We start from the raw sequence: 16450 nt of genomic DNA, 5'->3' as shown, positions 1-16450 counted from the left end.
CGCCCGGTCCCATTCCGAACCCGGAAGCTAAGACCCACAGCGCCGATGGTACTGCACCCGGGAGGGTGTGGGAGAGTAGGACACCGCCGGACAACCATTCAGGTCGAGGCCCCCCAACCACCAGGTTGGGGGGCCTCCCAGTTTAAGAAGCGAAAATGCCCGACAACAAGTTGTGAGACTTGCCACGGGAACACTATGAGGCACCCTGGGGGTTCGGCTCCAGAAGTACGGTCGCCTAGAATTGCATAAGACAAACGAGCCGGCATCAGCTATTGCCGGCGGCGTGACAACGAAATAAGGGTTATGAGCGACTACGCACGCGCCACTGGTCGGCTCGCAACAGGAGGAATCCATAATGGCTGAGCACAACGGCGGCAATCGAGGCGGCAATCGCGGTAACTTCGGCGGGAATCGTGGTGACCGAGGGTCCTACCGCCCCAACAACAATTCCGGCGGTGACCCTCGGGGCTTCCGCTCCAGGGAGAACCGTGACGGTAATGACCAAGGCCGTTCCTACGGCGAGCGTCCTGCCCGCGATGGGGAGCGCCGTCCGTACAACGGTGACCGCAAGTCTTTCGGAGAGCGTTCCGAGCGTGGCTTCGATCGTCCGCGTCGTGATGGCGATGACCGTCGTAGCTTTGGTGATCGTCCGCGTCGTGACGGTGATGACCGTCGTAGCTTTGGTGATCGTCCGCGTCGTGATGGCGATGACCGTCGTAGCTTTGGTGATCGTCCGCGTCGTGATGGCGATGACCGTCGTAGCTTTGGTGATCGTCCGCGTCGTGACGGTGACGAGAGTCGTTCCTTTGGCGGCGACAGGAAGCCTTTTGGTGACCGCCCGCGCCGTGACGGTGACGAGCGTCGTTCCTTTGGCGGCGACAGGAAGCCTTTTGGTGACCGCCCGCGCCGTGACGGTGATGAGCGTCGTTCCTTTGGTGACCGCCCGGCACGTGGCGGCGAGCGTCCTGCCCGTGATGGTGAGCGCCGGTCGTATAACGGTGACCGCAAGCCCTTCGGTGACCGCCCGGAACGTGGTCCGCGGAACTTTGACGGTCCGCGCCGTGACGATGACCGCCGCGCTTTCGGTGATCGTCCGCGCCGTGACGATGACCGCAAGCCCTTCCGCGATCGGAACGACCGTGATCGGAACGACCGTGACCGGAATGACCGCGGTGGGGATCGTCGGTCCTTCGGGGAGAACAGGCCCAGTGGTGGCCGTTTCGGCGAAGGCCGCGAAGACCGTCCCGCCCGTGTGCCCAACGCCAAGGACATTCGTAGCGCCAACCGTCCGGACCGCGAGCGTTCGCCGGAGATCGACGCGGATGTCACGGGCAATGAACTGGACCGGGCCACGGGTCACCAGATCAAGACCCTTGAAGACCAGAATGCCGGTTGGGTCGCCAAGCACCTGGTCATGGCAGGACGCCTGATCGATGTGGAACCTGAGCTCGCGTTCCAGCACGCCCTCGCTGCGAGCCGTCGCGGTGGCCGTTTGTCTGCAGTCCGCGAGGCTGTGGGCCTGACGGCGTACGCTGCCGGACACTACGGTGAGGCACTGCGTGAGTTCCGTACGTACCGTCGCATCAGCGGCTCCAACGTGCACCTGCCGGTGATGGCTGACTGCGAGCGTGGTTTGGGCCGCGCCGACCGTGCCTTGGACATGGTTCGTTCACCCGAGGCCCAGGACCTGGACGCTCCGGGCAAGGTTGAGCTTGCCATTGTGGCTTCGGGCGCCCGTGCCGACCTGAACCAGTTGGATGCAGCGGTGGCCGAGCTCGAGATCCCGCAGCTGGACATCAACCGGGCCTTCTCCTACAGCCCCCGCTTGTTCCGCGCCTACGCCGAGGCCCTGACGGCTGCCGGCCGCGCTGATGAAGCAGTGCGCTGGGAGCGCCAGGCGGTCGTGGCCGAGAACGCCCTGGGCGTCGGCGAGTTCGCGGAGCCGGAGATCCTTGACCTCGGTTGGGACGAAGAGGACGAAGCAGCCGAGCGGAAGCCCCGTTTCCAGAAGCAGGACGGTGACGCCGCCGTCGGGCAGGGCGAAACTGACACTGTGATCGCTGAAGCCGCGGCCGCGGACGCTGCCCACGAGGACGTTGAAGTGGACGACGCCGAGTCCGACTACTTTGAATCCGACGACCCCGAGTCCGACATCGATTCCGCCGAGGACGAGGACGAAGCCGGGGACGAGGATGCTGAAGACAACGAGACCGCAGGAGACGAGTCCCGCAATGGCTGAAGCGCTGATCGAGTCCTTCGACGCCGTTCTCTCCGATCTTGACGGCGTGGTTTACGCAGGGCCGCACGCCATCCCGGGCGCCGTGGAGTCGCTGCAGCGGCTGGAGACCGTGGGCGTCGGCTTGGGGTACGTGACGAACAATGCGTCGCGGACACCGGCCCAGGTTGCCGCCCATCTGAGGGAACTGGGGGCGCCGGCAGAGGACCACCAAGTGGTGAGTTCCTCGCAGGCCGCGGGCGAACTGCTTGCTTCGATGCTTCCGTCGGGCGCACACGTCCTGATTACAGGCAGTGCGGCCTTGGCCCATGAGATCGAGCTGGTGGGCCTCAAGCCCGTGCACAGCGCAGCTGAACACCCGGTGGCAGTGGTGCAGGGTTTCAACCCGGAGATTGGGTGGAAGGAGCTTGCCGAGGCCTCCTACGTCGTCGCTGGCGGGGCCAAATGGTTCGCCACCAACACGGACATGTCCATTCCGCAGGCCCGCGGAATGGCTCCGGGCAACGGCACCCTGGTGGCGGCTGTTGCCGCAGCGACCGGGCAGTATCCCCTGGTTGCGGGCAAGCCGGAAGCGCCCCTGTTCCACGCCGCTGCGAAGCGGCTCAAGGCCGACCGGCCGCTTGTGGTGGGCGACCGCCTGGACACCGACATCCTGGGTGGCAACCGCGCAGGATACGCGACGGCGGCAGTCCTGACCGGTGTCGATACGAAGCACACCATCCTGGCCGCCCGGACTGATGAACGGCCGACGTACTTGCTGGCGGATCTCACGGAGCTCTACGAGCCCTATCCGGACGTCGTCGGAGAAGACCACTCGTTCCGTTGCGGGGAGGCATCCGCCTCCGTGGAGGACAATGTTGTGACCGTCATTGGTTCCGAGGACGATCTCGATGCCTGGCGCGCGGCGTGTGCGGCCTGGTGGAGTGCTGTGCCGGATGCCTCCGAAGCGCAGGCGCCGAAGCTTGAGTGGCGTTCTCACTAGACTGGTGCGATGACCGAGTCCCCTGAAGAAACATCATGGCCCGGGCCTGCCGCCCCCACGGGTGAAACGGCGGTCGACCGGACCCTGGAACTGTTGAACGCTGTTCCGGGGACTCCGGTTTCGGAGCATGCGGACGTGTACACGGCCCTGCATGATTCGCTGTTGGAGGCCCTCGACGCCGAACCCGGCCTCCCGCCGGCCGCGGCGGGACAGGCGGCGAGACAAGCGGCGGGACAGCCGGCCGCCGACACCCCGGAAGGCAACAGCTAGCGTATGGCACGACTCGATCAGGAACTCGTCACCCGTGGGCTGGCGAGGTCCCGGACCCATGCGGCCAAGCTCATTGCCGATGGCAAGGTCACGTCCGGCGGCGCCGTCCTGTCCAAGGCTTCCCAGCCGGTGGATGCCGGGACAGCCTTGCAGGTGGAACCCCATCCGGAGGACGCCTACGTCAGCCGCGCAGGTCACAAACTCGCCGGTGCACTGGCAGCCTTCCCGGACGTGGTGGTCGCCGGCCGGAGGTGCCTCGACGCCGGTGCCTCCACCGGCGGTTTCACGGACGTCCTGCTGAGGCAGGGCGCCGCCCAGGTGGTGGCCGTGGACGTCGGGCACGGCCAGTTGGTCCAACAGCTTCGGGACGACCCGCGGGTGGATGTCCATGAGGGACTCAATGTCAGGTACATGACGCCCGATCAGATCGGTGGGGCCGCGTCCCTGACCGTGGCAGACCTCTCTTTCATTTCGTTGACGTTGGTCCTGGAGCCACTGGCGGCCTGCACTGCGTCGGGCGGTGACCTGGTGCTCATGGTGAAGCCGCAGTTCGAGGTTGGCAAGGAACGCTTGAGCCGCACCGGCGTGGTGTCGTCCGAACAGGAACGACGCCGGGCAGTCGCCCAGGTGGTGCGGGCCGCGGTGGATACCGGCCTGGAGGTGCAAGGCCTCGCAGTCAGTCCGTTGCCGGGCCAGGACGGAAATGTTGAGTACTTCCTGTGGATGAAACGCAGGATGTCGGCGGTGTTGCCTAAGATCGAAGAGCGGGACGGGGACGTTGCTGCGTTGATGGAATCACTCTGGCCGAACCACTAGAAAGCAGAACCCGATGAGCAGGCACGTATTGGTCCTTGCCCACACCGGACGGGAGGAATCGCTCCGCGCGGCGTGGGATGCCTGTACCCAACTGCATTCTTCCGGACTTGTTCCGGTGTTGCAGAAGTCCGAGCTGGCCGACGTCGAACGCTTTTTCGGCGCCGTGGATACGCCCATCGAGATCCTTCACGATCACGTGAGCCTGGAAGACGTCGAACTGGTGATGGTGCTTGGCGGCGACGGCACCATCCTGCGCGCTGCCGAACTCGTCCGCGAAGTGGATGTTCCGCTGCTGGGGGTGAACCTTGGCCATGTCGGATTCCTGGCTGAGAGCGAGCGTGCGGACCTGGCCCAGACCGTTGAATGGATTGCCAGCCGCCAGTACACGGTGGAAGAGCGCATGACCATCGATGTCCAGGTGTGGATCAAGGGCCAAAAGATCTGGCACACGTGGGCGCTCAATGAAGCCGCCATCGAAAAAGCCAACCGTGAGCGCATGCTGGAAGTGGTCACCGAGGTGGACGAACGTCCGCTGACCTCGTTCGGCTGTGACGGTGTGGTCCTGGCAACTCCAACAGGTTCCACGGCCTACGCTTTCTCTTCCGGCGGCCCGGTTGTTTGGCCGGAAGTGGAGGCGTTGGTGATCGTGCCGATCAGTGCCCACGCCCTTTTCGCCAAGCCCCTGGTGGTATCCCCGAGGTCCAAGCTGGCCGTAGAGATCATGAACCGGACGGATGCCTTGGGTGTGTTGTGGTGCGATGGCCGGCGTTCGGTGGACCTGCCGCCCGGAGCACGCGTCGAAGTGACCCGCTCCGCCACACCAGTCCGGCTGGCCCGGACCCACATGACCCCGTTTTCTGCCCGGCTGGTCCGGAAGTTCCAGCTACCCATCCATGGCTGGCGTGGTCCCGCCCCACGCAGCGGCGAAGTCCACACCGGCCCGATCCCCGTGATCCGCACACCGTCGCCGGCACCCTTGCCGAGCCCGCACGAGCCTGGGCACGGTGAACCCTCCGACCCCACGAATGCGAAGTGAAGCATGCTTGAAGAACTCCGAATCCGTGACCTTGGCGTCATCACCGACGCCGCCCTCCCGCTCGGCCCTGGCCTGAGCGTCGTCACAGGTGAAACCGGCGCCGGCAAGACCATGGTGGTCACCGCCGTCGGGCTTCTCCTGGGCGCCCGCTCGGACGCCGGTGCCGTACGCAGCGGCGCCAAGTCAGCATCCGCCGAGGCGGTACTGAAGCTCGATCCGCAACACCACGCCGTGGAGCGCACCCGCGAGGCCGGCGGCGAAGCGGAAGAGTACGACGGCGTGGCTGAACTCCTGCTCGCCCGTACCGTCAGTGCCGACGGACGCAGCCGGGCTTACGTGGGTGGGCGGACGGCGCCCGTAGGCGTCCTGGCGGAGTTGGGGGAGAGCCTGGTGGTGGTCCATGGCCAAACGGACCAGATCAGGCTCAAGGGTGCGGCAGCGCAAAGGCATGCCCTGGACCGCTTCGCCGGACCATCGTTGGCCAAGCCGCTGGGGGAGTATCAGGAGCTGTACAAGCACTGGAAGTCGATTCAGTCCGAGCTGGAGACGCTGCGCAACGAGGCCCGTGAGCGCTTGCGCGAAGCGGAGTCGTTGGATGCCGCGCTGACCGAGATCGATGAAATCGATCCCCAGCCGGGCGAAGACGAGGCACTCAAGGCCGAAGCTGTGAAACTGGCCAACGTCGAAGAGTTGCGGATCGCCGCGGCATCAGCCCATGAGTCCTTGATCGCGGAGGAGTTCGGTGAGTCCGGCGATGCCACCTCCTTGGTGGATGCGGCGAAGCGCACTCTCGAACAGGTGGCAGACCATGATGAGGCGCTCGGCGCTGCGGCTGCCAGGCTGGCCGAAGTTGGGTTCCTCCTGAACGACATCGCGGCCGAACTGTCCAGCTACCAGGCCGCCCTGGACACCGAGGGACCCGAGCGACTGTCCGAGATCGAGGAACGCCGCGCAGCGCTGGCCAAGCTGATCCGCAAGTATGCCCCGAGCATCGACGAGGTGCTGGAGTGGGCCGCCGTGGCGCGGATCCGCCTTGACGAACTCCAGGACGACTCGACCCGCATCGAATCCCTGGACGCGGAAGTGGCCGCGTCGGAAGAGAAACTGCGCAAACTGGCAGCGGCCATGACCAAGGCGCGGCAGAAGGCCGCTAAAGACCTCTCTTCCCGGGTCAGCGCAGAGCTGAAGGCTTTGGCCATGGCCGACGCCGCGTTGGTCATTGAGCTCGAGGACAGCGGCTCCCTGGGCCCCTGGGGAACCGACGAGATCGCGTTCCTGCTCCGACCGCACTCCGGTGCCCCGGCGAGGCCTTTGGGCAAGGGTGCATCCGGCGGTGAACTGTCCCGCGTCATGCTGGCCATTGAAGTGGTCCTCGCTGCCGTGGACCCGGTTCCGACGTTCGTCTTCGACGAGGTGGACGCCGGCGTCGGCGGGCGTGCTGCCGTCGAAATCGGACGCCGGCTGGCCATGCTGGCCCGGCACGTCCAGGTGCTGGTAGTCACGCACTTGCCCCAGGTTGCCGCGTTTGCGGACCAGCACATCCGGGTCATCAAGACCTCGGTGCGCGGCGCGGACGGCAAGACCACCTCTGGATTCACCTCCAGCGATGTCCAGTTGTTGTCCGAGGAAGAACGGGTCAAGGAACTCGCCCGCATGCTGGCCGGGCAGGAGGACTCGGAGTCCGCGCAGGCCCACGCCCAGGAGCTCCTGGACGACGCGAAACTCCTTCCGCAGCAGGCCTAGTGGCAGGGAGAGGCACTGCGAGGACAATCACATTCAGTGCACTTTGTTCCGGCCGAACCCTTGATTGCAGGCAGGTAACTGGGCAACCATGGACCATTTGGGGAATCCGGACAGGACGCTTGGAAGGCGTAATTGATGATAAGCTCGAATTCCGTGGTGCAGCGATCAAATTCCCGTGTAAATTCCCGGTTCCCGGGCTCGTCCAAGACGACCAAACACATCTTCGTCACCGGCGGTGTGGCGTCCTCGCTCGGTAAGGGACTGACGGCTTCGAGCCTCGGCCACCTGCTGCGGGCACGCGGTTTGTCTGTAACTATGCAGAAGCTCGATCCCTACCTGAACGTGGATCCGGGCACGATGAATCCCTTCCAGCACGGCGAAGTGTTCGTGACTGACGACGGCGCCGAGACCGACCTCGACATCGGACACTACGAGCGCTTCCTCGACGAGAACCTTGAAGGTTCGGCCAACGTCACAACCGGCCAGATCTACTCCACGGTCATCGCGAAGGAGCGCCGCGGCGAGTACCTTGGCGATACTGTCCAGGTCATCCCGCACATCACTGACGAGATCAAGCGCCGCATGCGCCTGCCCGCCGAGGGCAAGAACGCTCCGGACGTCATCATCACCGAAATCGGTGGAACCGTTGGCGACATCGAATCGCAGCCGTTCCTGGAGTCAGCCCGCCAGGTCCGCCAGGACATCGGCCGGACGAATGTCTTCTTCCTCCATGTATCCCTGGTCCCGTACATCGGACCTTCCCAGGAGTTGAAGACCAAGCCGACGCAGCACTCCGTCGCGGCCCTGCGCTCCATCGGCATCCAGCCCGAAGCAATCGTGATCCGTTCGGACCGCGAAGTTCCCGAAGCCATGCGGGAGAAGATCGGCCGCATGTGCGACGTCGACATCGACGCCGTGGTCAACGCCGCCGATGCTCCGAGCATCTACGACATCCCCAAGACCTTGCACTCCCAGCAGTTGGACTCCTATATCGTCCGTGCCCTGGACCTGCCGTTCAAGGACGTGGACTGGAGCAAGTGGGACAAACTGCTTGAAGCCGTGCACAATCCGAAGCACGAGGTCGAGGTTGCCCTGGTGGGCAAGTACATCGACCTTCCGGACGCCTACCTTTCGGTGACCGAGGCACTGCGCGCAGGCGGATTCGCCAACGAGGCGAAGGTCAAGATCCGTTGGGTTCCCTCCGACGAATGCGAAACCCTCGCAGGTGCCACCAAGTCCCTGGCGGGCGTGGACGCGATCTGCGTTCCGGGTGGTTTCGGCATCCGTGGACTGGAAGGCAAGCTTGGCGCCCTGAAGTTCGCCCGCGAAACCAAGCTTCCTGTTCTGGGCCTGTGCCTTGGCCTGCAGTGCATGGTGATCGAGTACGCCCGCAACGTGGTTGGCCTGGAGGGTGCTTCCTCCAGCGAGTTCGAGCCCGACTCCAAGTTCCCGGTCATCGCCACGATGGAAGAGCAATTGGACATCGTGGACGGCAAGGGAGACCTCGGCGGCACCATGCGCCTGGGGCTCTACGAAGCCAAGCTCGACGAAGGCTCCGTGGTAGCCGAAACCTACGGCACCACGTCAGTGAGCGAACGCCACCGCCACCGGTACGAGGTCAACAACAAGTACCGTGACCAGATCGCGGCCGAGGGCCTGGTGTTCTCCGGTACCTCACCCGATGGCAAGCTGGTGGAGTACGTGGAGCTTCCCCGCGACGTGCACCCGTACTACGTCGCCACCCAGGCGCACCCCGAGCTCAGCTCGCGTCCTACGCGTCCGCACCCGCTGTTCGCAGGCCTGGTGAAGGCTGCACTGGATCGCCGTGAAGGTGGAGCTGTCGAAGCAAAGCAGGCCGCCGACGCGGTAGCTGCCAAGTAAACAACCGCACAAGCAAAGGACGGCGCGATGCCCGGTACTTCTGAAACCCCCAGCACAACACGGCAGGTTTCGGACGTGCCGAGCCCGCGCCGTCTTTTGTCGTCCAGCAAGGTCTATGAGGGCCGCATCTGGGATGTGGTCAGCGATTCCTTCCAGCTCGGCGAGGACACCGACACACTGGTGCGAGACTATATCGACCACCCCGGTGCCGTGGCCGTGTTGCCCATGAACGTGGACGGCGAAATTCTTCTGTTGAAGCAGTACCGCCACCCGGTGGGCATGGACCTCTGGGAAATTCCCGCAGGCCTCCTGGACGTGGAGGGTGAAGACTTCGTGGTGGGGGCTGCCCGTGAGCTGGCGGAAGAAGCGGACCTCACCGCGGCAACCTGGAACGTCCTTGTGGACTTCTTCAACTCGCCGGGCTCTTCCAGCGAGGCCGTCCGAATCTACCTGGCCCGCGGCCTCAGCGACGTTCCGGAAGCCGAACGCCATGTCCGGACGGACGAAGAAGCCGAGATTGAGCTGCACTGGATTCCGTTGGACGATGCCGTGCAGGCCGTCCTTGAGGGCCGGCTGCACAACCCCTCCGCGGTCCTTGGCATCCTTGCCGCGGCCGCTGCTAAAGCTGACGGCTTCCGCAGCCTCCGCCCGGCCAATGCTCCTTGGCCGGCACACCCGAGCCAGCGCTGAGCATGGCCGAGGCCGCCACCCGGACTGCCACAGCCATTGACCGTGGAATCACCGATTACCTGCAATACGTGGGAGTGGAACGCGGCTTGGCGGCGAACACCCTTGCCGCGTACCGCCGGGACCTGGGCCGCTATGCCAATTTCCTTGCCGCGCAAGGGGTCGGCGAGCCCGGCGGGGTAACCCGTCACCATGTCACGGCGTTTGTGCAGGCCCTGTCCGACGGCGCCGACGGTGCATCCGTCCTGGGTGTGCGTTCGGCGGCCAGGACCGTGGTTGCGGTGCGGGGTTTGCATAAGTTTTGGGCTCTTGAAGGCCTGACCGCCTCCGACCCCGCGGGCGACGTCCACCCACCCATGCCCGGGAAGAGGCTTCCGAAGGCCATCAGCGTGGATGAGGTGACCCGGATCCTCGAAGCTGCCGGCACGGAGACAGCCACTGGCCTGCGGGACCGCGCCCTCCTGGAGTTCCTCTACTCCACGGGTGCCCGCATCAGCGAGGCCGTGGGCCTGGACGTGGACGACGTGTCCCTGCAGGAAACGGGCCCCGGCCCGGCCATTGTCCGGCTGTTCGGCAAGGGATCCAAGGAACGCCTGGTACCCCTCGGCTCCTACGGCGCCCGGGCAGTCGGAGCTTACGTTGTCCGCGGCAGGCCGCTCCTTGCGTCCAAGGGCAAGGGCACGCCGGCCCTGTTCCTCAACGCGCGCGGCGGCCGGATCAGCCGGCAGAGCGCCTGGACCATCCTGAAGACCGCGGCTGAGAAAGCGAATATCACCAAGGATGTTTCGCCCCACACACTGCGGCATTCCTTTGCCACCCACCTCCTGGAAGGCGGAGCGGATGTGCGCGTCGTGCAGGAACTGCTGGGCCATGCCTCGGTGACCACCACGCAGGTGTACACCCTGGTGACGGCGGATACGTTGCGTGAGGTTTACGCTGCAGCGCATCCCCGGGCGCTCGGGTAGCAGCCTAGCCAATCACGCTGAACGTCAACTCTACAGCGTCCACGAAGACGGCCAGCAGCGATGTTCCCAGGCCGGCCACCAGGAGCAATCCGGGGTGGGCCAGGCCCACTACGACGCGCTTGAGGGCGGGCCGTCCGCGGAGGAACTTCTTGGGCACCCGGGTCTTCACCGGTATTTGCCGCCAACCACGCAGCCTCCGCAGGAACCAGGCACAGCGCACAATGAAGGCCATCCACAGCACGGACAACACCAACGGTACCGATGCCACCATCAGGTTGAAGCCCAAGGCCGTGACTTCCTTTTCGGAATCACCGATCACCGTTTGGACGGTGGTGGAGATGGAAGCGCTCATCACCACGGAGGCGGCCCACACCATGAAAGCGGCCACCAGCGCCAGGAAACGCACGAAGAAGTGGCCCAGCACGGTCGAGTCCACTGCTTTTAGGTGGCTGCGCGGGGTCGCGTGAAGGACCACCAACGTGGACACCAGCGTGGGCAGCGCGGCTACCAATACCAGCAGATACCAGGTCCAGCCAGCCAGGTCCACCACTTCGTCCAGGACGATCAGCCCGGACCACAGCACCGTCCAGGCCCACCCGGAGTACAGGGGGTGCGCCACCAGCCAGCGCGGCAACCACGCGTCGCGGTCCGGAGCGGCCGTGGAAACCGGACCATCCGTTGGAGCCTCTGGACCTGCCACTTGGGTCACCGGATCTGGTACAGGGACCACCGCTTCGGCCGGCGGGGTCCCGGGTACTACGGCAGCATGCTCGACGGCGGCCGTCGCCGCCCGCGGTTTACCCCCGGCTTCGTTCATGGGCTCACTGTAGCAATGGCGGCCGGACGGGGGGAGATCGGGTTAAGGTGGGCAGCATGACTGCAGCCCAAGTGACGTTGTGCTTTCTCCTCCGCGATGACGCGGAGGGCCAGTACGTCCTTCTCGGAACCAAGAAGACCGGATTCGGCAGCGGCAAGGTGGTGGGTGTCGGCGGCCATGTCGAGGCCGGTGAAACGGCCATCGAAGCCGCATGCCGGGAGGTTATGGAAGAGATCCACGTGGTGGTCGATGCCGCTGACCTCGTCCCCGCAGGAACCGTGGACTTCATTTTCCCCGCCAGGCCCGAGTGGAACATGGCCACCACCGTCTTCCTCACCCGGAACTGGGAGGGCGAACCGTCCGAGAGCGATGAAATCGCGCCCGGCTGGTACCCGGTGGAGCAGCTGCCGGTGGAGCGGATGTGGGCCGATGCCGAGCATTGGCTTCCGGCCATGATTTCCGGCCGCCGCATCGCCGTGCGGGTGGAACTCGCGCCGGACAACCAGAACGTGGCGGGCGTCCAGACCAGGGAATGGACGGGCGTCGAGTGACGGTACGGCGCCGACTCACCCCCACAGAGGCGCACGACGGCGGGCCGGTCACCCCAGGTGACCGGCCCGCCGTCGTGTGTCATGCCGTGGTGCTTGACCCGTTAGGGGACGTGCCGCTCTTCCGGTCCGTTGTATTCGCTCAGTGGGCGGATGAGTGAGTTGGACGCCAACTGCTCCATGACGTGGGCGGTCCAGCCGGTGATGCGGCTGGCGACGAACAGCGGCGTGAAGGTCTGGGTGTCGAATCCCATGAGGTGGTACGTGGGACCGGCCGGGTAGTCGAGGTTGGGTTTGATGGCCTTGGCCTCGTCCATGGCCTGCTCCAGGCCGTTGTAGAGTCCCAGGAGTTCAGGCCGTCCGTAATGGGCGATCATCTTGTCCAGGGCGGCTTTCATGGTGGGAACGCGGGAGTCGCCGTGCTTGTAGACGCGGTGGCCGAATCCCATGACCTTCTTCTTCTGCGCCAGGGCGTCTTCCATCCACGTACGCGCCCGGGCTGCGGCGTCCTCCAGGGATTCCTCCGGGCGGATGCCGATTTCGTCGAAGGTGTGCATGACGGCCTCGTTGGCGCCGCCGTGCAAGGGGCCCTTGAGCGCGCCAATCGCCGCCGTCACGGCGGAATGAAGATCCGAAAGGGTCGAGGTGACCACGCGGGCGGTGAACGTGGACGCGTTGAAGGAGTGCTCGGCGTAGAGGATCATCGAGACGTTGAAGGCCTCAACCACCTCGTCCACCGGTTCCTCGCCGAAGGTCATCCAGAGGAAGTTTGCCGAGTAGTCCAGATCGTCCCGTGGTTCCACCACGTCCTGGCCGCGCCGCCTGCGCTGGTCATAAGCCACCACGGCAGGCATGGCTGCCCACAGATCCACGGCCTTCTTCTGGTTGGCAACAGGTGAGGAATCCTCGGCAAGTTCGTGACGGGCGCCCAGGACCGAGGCCGCGGTCCGGCAGACATCCATGGGATGTGCGCTTGTCGGGAGCGTGTCGATGACCGACTTGACGACGGGATCCAGTGCGCGGCCGGCGCGCTCGCGGGCCGTGAACTCTGCCAGTTGCAACTCGTCCGGCAGTTCGCCGTTCCACAGCAGGTAGGCGACTTCCTCGAAACTGCACTTGGCTGCCAGTTCCTGCACCGGGTACCCGCGGTACAACAGGGAGTTGGTGTCCGGATTGACCTTTGAAACGGCGGTGTAGTCCACCACGACTCCGGCGAGGCCCTTTTTGATGTCTTCAGCTGCCATGCTGAACTCCTTCGTTCTTGTGCAGGCCACCGGAGGGATCCCGGTTGCCTGCGTCCCCTATGTTGATCCGGACCTAGCGGATGCCAGGAACCTGGAAGTTGAAAACGCCGGTATCGAATTGGTTGTATGCCTCGTAATCCACGAGGTCGTAGAGGCGAGCACGCGTAAGCATGGAGTCGACGTGTGCCTCTTGGGTCCCCGCAGCCTTGATCGATTCCAGAGTACGCTCTGCAGCGCCCATGGCAATGCGGAGGAGCGTCACGGGGTAAATCACCATGTTCACGCCGACGCCCTGGAGCTGTTCGGTGGTGAAGAGCTCGCTCTTTCCGAACTCGGTCATGTTGGCCAGGATGGGCACGTCCACGGCGTCGCGGATGGCCTGGAACTCGTTGAGGTCCCGCATCGCTTCGGGGAAGATCGCGTCGGCGCCGGCATCCACCAGGGCTTTCGCGCGGTCCTGCGCCGCTTGGAGGCCATCCACGGCCCGGATGTCGGTGCGGGCCATGATGAGGAAGTTCGGGTCCCGGCGGGCGTCGGCGGCGGCGCGGATGCGTTTGGTGGCGGTATCAAGGTCCACCACGTTCTTGCCGTCCAGGTGTCCGCAGCGCTTCGGGTTGAACTGGTCCTCGATGTGGCAGCCGGCCAGTCCCGCGTTTTCGAGTTCCTGGATGGTGCGGGCCACGTTCATCGGTTCACCGAAACCGGTGTCCGCGTCCACCAAGGCGGGCAGGTCCGTCATGCGGGCGATCTGCCCGGCCCTCGTGGCGACTTCGGTGAGGGTGGTCAGGCCGATGTCCGGCAGGCCAAGATCGTTGGCCAGGACGGCGCCGGAGATGTAGACCCCGGCGAAGCCCTTTTCCTCAATCAGCCGCGCAGAGAGGGGGTTGAACGCGCCGGGGAACTGCTGGACAGTCCCGGAGTCGAGCAGCTCGCGGAGCTTAACCCGTTTCTGTTCGGGTGTGGTCTTGGAGTACAGCATTTAGAACAGTCCCTTAGGCGCGTTATTGGGGTCGATGACGCCGGGGGCGGCGGTGATGTTGAGTTGGTCGAGTTCGCCTTCGCCGAGTTCGGTGACGCGTTCGACGGCGGCGAGGAACCGTTCGATTTCGGCCTCCTCCACCACACCGGCCGCAAGGGTGCGGAACTTGTTCACGTACTGCTCACGGGCGAAGGGCCGGGCGCCGAGCGGGTGCGCGTCGGCGACGGCGATCTCATCAGTGACCACGGTTCCATCCGTGAGTGTAATGACAACAGTGCCGCCGAAGGCCTTCTCGGCGATGTCCAGGGAGTGGTAGCGGCGGGTCCATTCCGGGTCTTCCACCGTGGTGACCTTGTGCCAGAGTTCCACGGTGTCCGGGCGTGTGGCGCGTTCGGGGGCGTAGGAGTCCACGTGGTGCCAGGTGCCGTCCTGCAGGGCGACGGTGAAGATGTAGGGGATGGAGTGGTCAAGGGTTTCCCGGGACGCCGTGGGGGAGTACTTCTGGGGGTCGTTGGCGCCGGAGCCGATGACGTAGTGCGTGTGGTGGCTGGTCTTGATCAGCACTGAGGCCACGTTGGCCGGGTCGGTGGTTTCGGGGTGTTCACGGTTGAGTTTGCGGGCCAGGTCAATCCAAGCCTGTGCCTGGTACTCGGCGGAGTGTTCCTTGGTGTACGTGTCCAGGATGGCGCGCTTGGCCTCGCCCTTCTCCGGCAGCGGTACCTCGTAGGAGGCGTCCGGGCCGTCGAGCATCCAGGCGATCACGCCGTCTTCGCCTTCGTAGATCGGCACGGGGGACGTTTGTCCACGCATGGCCCGGTCCGCTGCCTCAACGGCCATCTTTCCAGCGAAGGCCGGGGCGTGGGCCTTCCACGTGGAGATCTCGCCCTTGCGGGACTGCCGGGTGGCGGTGGTGGTGTGCAGGGCCTGGCCAACGGACTGGAAGATGGTCTCCACATCCAGGCCGAGCAGGGTGCCGATGCCTGCGGCTGCGGAGGGGCCGAGGTGGGCTACATGGTCGATCTTGTGCTTGTGCAGGCAGATCGCCTTGACCAGGTTCACCTGGATCTCATAACCCGTGGCGATCGCCCGGACCAGGTCGGCACCGTTGGAGCCCACGTGCTGGGCGACGGCCAGGATGGGCGGGATGTTGTCGCCGGGGTGGGAGTAGTCCGCGGCGAGGAAGGTGTCGTGGTAATCCAGTTCCCGGACAGCCACACCGTTGGCCCAGGCCGCCCATTCGGGGGAGACACGCTCTTCGATGCCGAAGACCTTGGCGCCCTTGCCGTTGGCAGAGGGTCCGTGGGTGAGGGCCTGGGCACGGGCGGCGACGATGGGCGCGCGGTTAAGCGAGGCGATCGCCACCGAGGCGTTATCGATGATCCGGTTGATCACCATGTCCGTCACCTCGGCCGTGACCTCCACAGGATCAGCCGCGACCACGGCGATCTTGTGGGCCAACTGCTCCTCGCGGGGCAGGTTCTCCTCGGACTTGTAAACACGGACGTGATGGTTCTGGACCATGGTGCTCCTTTGGGTTGGACGGTTCACTGGGCCGGATGTGCGGCTTTGACGTGGGTGAGGCTGCGGTGCAGGTGGACGATGGTGGCCGCTTCGGCCAACCGTGGGTTCCCGGCGGCGATCGCTTCGGCGATGGCTGCATGTTCCGCGGCCGCGGCGGCGAGTCGGGCGGAATCATCGACCGCGAGTCGCCGGATGCGGACCAGATGGACACGGAGGCTCCGCATGGCTTGGGCGAGGTAGGTGTTGGCAACAGCGGCATCGATGGCGTCGTCCAGGCGCCCCACGAGTGCGTAGTAATCGTGACGGGCCGGGTCCGATTCCCGGAGCAGCCCGGGCGCGCGGTCCAGTTGTGCCTGCAGTTCACTAAAAATGCCGGGATCGCCGCGTTCCGCGGCCAAGGCTGCGGCCCTGACTTCCAAGGTTTCACGCAGTTCGAAGAGCTCATCGATGCTCTCGAGGGAGATGTCGGTGACCACGACGCCCCGGCCGCCTGCCGCCGTCGTCAGTCCTTCAGCGGTCAGCCGGCCGAGTGCTTCCCTGACCGGCGTCCTGGAGACGCCGAGGCGTTCGGACTGCTCCACTTCCGCCAGGACGGTACCGGGACGGAGGCGCCATTCGATGATGTCCTCACGGAGGGCGGTGTAAGCCCGGTCACTGGCGCGCATGATTTCCAGTGTATACATACGGCTCAAAATAAGCCATGATGCGCCGTCCATGAGCCGTTA

Annotated in this window: 16 protein-coding genes and 1 rRNA gene; 11 read left to right on the top strand and 6 right to left on the bottom strand. The window is 65.1% G+C overall.

Annotated features, from left to right (window positions below; genetic code table 11):
• Window positions 1-92, top strand: a 5S ribosomal RNA gene (gene rrf, locus ACIPY3_RS13330); the annotation flags it as partial.
• A 209-nt stretch (window positions 93-301) separates the two neighbouring features.
• On the opposite strand, the gene ACIPY3_RS13325 is transcribed toward rrf, so the two are convergent.
• Window positions 302-1408, bottom strand: a complete 1107-nt coding sequence (locus tag ACIPY3_RS13325) for a hypothetical protein (RefSeq protein WP_400334739.1) — start codon at window positions 1406-1408, stop codon at window positions 302-304.
• A gap of 6 nt (window positions 1409-1414) precedes the next feature.
• On the opposite strand from ACIPY3_RS13325, the gene ACIPY3_RS13320 reads away from it, so the two are divergent.
• From ACIPY3_RS13320 to xerD, 9 genes are all read left to right on the top strand, one after another.
• Window positions 1415-2239: a hypothetical protein gene (locus ACIPY3_RS13320; protein WP_400334737.1), complete on the top strand. Its 825-nt coding sequence runs from the start codon at window positions 1415-1417 to the stop codon at window positions 2237-2239.
• Window positions 2232-3218, top strand: coding sequence for an HAD-IIA family hydrolase (locus tag ACIPY3_RS13315; RefSeq protein ID WP_400334735.1), 987 nt, complete (start codon window positions 2232-2234; stop codon window positions 3216-3218). The genes ACIPY3_RS13320 and ACIPY3_RS13315 overlap by 8 nt, the downstream gene beginning before the upstream one ends.
• A gap of 9 nt (window positions 3219-3227) precedes the next feature.
• Entirely contained in the window at window positions 3228-3488 is a 261-nt protein-coding gene (locus ACIPY3_RS13310) for a hypothetical protein (protein WP_400334733.1), read from the top strand.
• 3 nt (window positions 3489-3491) lie between these two features.
• Window positions 3492-4304: a TlyA family RNA methyltransferase gene (locus ACIPY3_RS13305; RefSeq protein WP_400334731.1), complete on the top strand. Its 813-nt coding sequence runs from the start codon at window positions 3492-3494 to the stop codon at window positions 4302-4304.
• Window positions 4305-4317: 13 nt separating this feature from the next.
• On the top strand, window positions 4318-5340 hold the full coding sequence (locus tag ACIPY3_RS13300) for an NAD kinase (protein WP_397322947.1): 1023 nt from the start codon (window positions 4318-4320) through the stop codon (window positions 5338-5340).
• A 3-nt stretch (window positions 5341-5343) separates the two neighbouring features.
• Window positions 5344-7083 carry a DNA repair protein RecN gene (recN, locus tag ACIPY3_RS13295; protein ID WP_400334730.1) on the top strand — a complete coding sequence of 580 codons (1740 nt, stop codon included), beginning with the start codon at window positions 5344-5346 and terminating at the stop codon, window positions 7081-7083.
• Between the two features lie 135 nt (window positions 7084-7218).
• Window positions 7219-8964 (top strand): CTP synthase, encoded by a 1746-nt coding sequence (locus ACIPY3_RS13290; protein WP_400334728.1) that lies wholly within the window; start codon window positions 7219-7221, stop codon window positions 8962-8964.
• 27 nt (window positions 8965-8991) lie between these two features.
• Window positions 8992-9654: an NUDIX domain-containing protein gene (locus tag ACIPY3_RS13285; RefSeq protein WP_400334727.1), complete on the top strand. Its 663-nt coding sequence runs from the start codon at window positions 8992-8994 to the stop codon at window positions 9652-9654.
• A gap of 2 nt (window positions 9655-9656) precedes the next feature.
• Window positions 9657-10616: a site-specific tyrosine recombinase XerD gene (gene xerD, locus ACIPY3_RS13280; protein WP_400334749.1), complete on the top strand. Its 960-nt coding sequence runs from the start codon at window positions 9657-9659 to the stop codon at window positions 10614-10616.
• Between the two features lie 4 nt (window positions 10617-10620).
• Here xerD and ACIPY3_RS13275 read toward each other — a convergent pair whose 3' ends face one another.
• Window positions 10621-11433: a hypothetical protein gene (locus tag ACIPY3_RS13275; protein WP_400334725.1), complete on the bottom strand. Its 813-nt coding sequence runs from the start codon at window positions 11431-11433 to the stop codon at window positions 10621-10623.
• Between the two features lie 56 nt (window positions 11434-11489).
• Here ACIPY3_RS13275 and ACIPY3_RS13270 point away from each other — a divergent pair, with 56 nt between their 5' ends.
• The gene (locus ACIPY3_RS13270; RefSeq protein WP_400334723.1) at window positions 11490-11984 is read left to right on the top strand and encodes an 8-oxo-dGTP diphosphatase; all 495 of its coding nucleotides are present in this window, start codon (window positions 11490-11492) and stop codon (window positions 11982-11984) included.
• Between the two features lie 101 nt (window positions 11985-12085).
• Here ACIPY3_RS13270 and ACIPY3_RS13265 read toward each other — a convergent pair whose 3' ends face one another.
• From ACIPY3_RS13265 to ACIPY3_RS13250, 4 genes are all read right to left on the bottom strand, one after another.
• Window positions 12086-13225 carry a bifunctional 2-methylcitrate synthase/citrate synthase gene (locus ACIPY3_RS13265; RefSeq protein ID WP_400334721.1) on the bottom strand — a complete coding sequence of 380 codons (1140 nt, stop codon included), beginning with the start codon at window positions 13223-13225 and terminating at the stop codon, window positions 12086-12088.
• 73 nt (window positions 13226-13298) lie between these two features.
• Window positions 13299-14204, bottom strand: a complete 906-nt coding sequence (gene prpB / locus ACIPY3_RS13260) for a methylisocitrate lyase (RefSeq protein ID WP_400334719.1) — start codon at window positions 14202-14204, stop codon at window positions 13299-13301.
• Window positions 14205-15725, bottom strand: a complete 1521-nt coding sequence (locus tag ACIPY3_RS13255; protein ID WP_400334717.1) for an MmgE/PrpD family protein — start codon at window positions 15723-15725, stop codon at window positions 14205-14207. It abuts the gene before it with no gap.
• Window positions 15726-15748: 23 nt separating this feature from the next.
• Window positions 15749-16390 (bottom strand): GntR family transcriptional regulator, encoded by a 642-nt coding sequence (locus ACIPY3_RS13250; RefSeq protein ID WP_400334715.1) that lies wholly within the window; start codon window positions 16388-16390, stop codon window positions 15749-15751.
• Window positions 16391-16450 lie beyond the last annotated feature (60 nt).

Origin of the sequence: Paenarthrobacter sp. NPDC089714, from assembly GCF_044748905.1 — a bacterium.
Lineage (GTDB): Bacteria > Actinomycetota > Actinomycetes > Actinomycetales > Micrococcaceae > Arthrobacter.
The sequence above is the reverse complement of the archived record's forward strand: the minus strand, read 5'-3'. Positions and strand labels throughout refer to the sequence as shown.

Bases quoted from the DNA above. Each gene is read 5' to 3' on its own strand.
- ACIPY3_RS13315 (WP_400334735.1), top strand. From the start codon at position 2,232: ATGGCTGAAGCGCTGATCGAGTCCTTCGACGCCGTTCTCTCCGATCTT.
- ACIPY3_RS13265 (WP_400334721.1), bottom strand. From the start codon at position 13,225: ATGGCAGCTGAAGACATCAAAAAGGGCCTCGCCGGAGTCGTGGTGGAC.
- ACIPY3_RS13255 (WP_400334717.1), bottom strand. From the start codon at position 15,725: ATGGTCCAGAACCATCACGTCCGTGTTTACAAGTCCGAGGAGAACCTG.
- ACIPY3_RS13300 (WP_397322947.1), top strand. From the start codon at position 4,318: ATGAGCAGGCACGTATTGGTCCTTGCCCACACCGGACGGGAGGAATCG.
- ACIPY3_RS13305 (WP_400334731.1), top strand. From the start codon at position 3,492: ATGGCACGACTCGATCAGGAACTCGTCACCCGTGGGCTGGCGAGGTCC.
- recN (WP_400334730.1), top strand. From the start codon at position 5,344: ATGCTTGAAGAACTCCGAATCCGTGACCTTGGCGTCATCACCGACGCC.
- xerD (WP_400334749.1), top strand. From the start codon at position 9,657: ATGGCCGAGGCCGCCACCCGGACTGCCACAGCCATTGACCGTGGAATC.
- ACIPY3_RS13250 (WP_400334715.1), bottom strand. From the start codon at position 16,390: ATGCGCGCCAGTGACCGGGCTTACACCGCCCTCCGTGAGGACATCATC.
- ACIPY3_RS13285 (WP_400334727.1), top strand. From the start codon at position 8,992: ATGCCCGGTACTTCTGAAACCCCCAGCACAACACGGCAGGTTTCGGAC.
- ACIPY3_RS13270 (WP_400334723.1), top strand. From the start codon at position 11,490: ATGACTGCAGCCCAAGTGACGTTGTGCTTTCTCCTCCGCGATGACGCG.
- ACIPY3_RS13275 (WP_400334725.1), bottom strand. From the start codon at position 11,433: ATGAACGAAGCCGGGGGTAAACCGCGGGCGGCGACGGCCGCCGTCGAG.
- ACIPY3_RS13310 (WP_400334733.1), top strand. From the start codon at position 3,228: ATGACCGAGTCCCCTGAAGAAACATCATGGCCCGGGCCTGCCGCCCCC.
- ACIPY3_RS13320 (WP_400334737.1), top strand. From the start codon at position 1,415: ATGGCAGGACGCCTGATCGATGTGGAACCTGAGCTCGCGTTCCAGCAC.
- prpB (WP_400334719.1), bottom strand. From the start codon at position 14,204: ATGCTGTACTCCAAGACCACACCCGAACAGAAACGGGTTAAGCTCCGC.
- ACIPY3_RS13290 (WP_400334728.1), top strand. From the start codon at position 7,219: ATGATAAGCTCGAATTCCGTGGTGCAGCGATCAAATTCCCGTGTAAAT.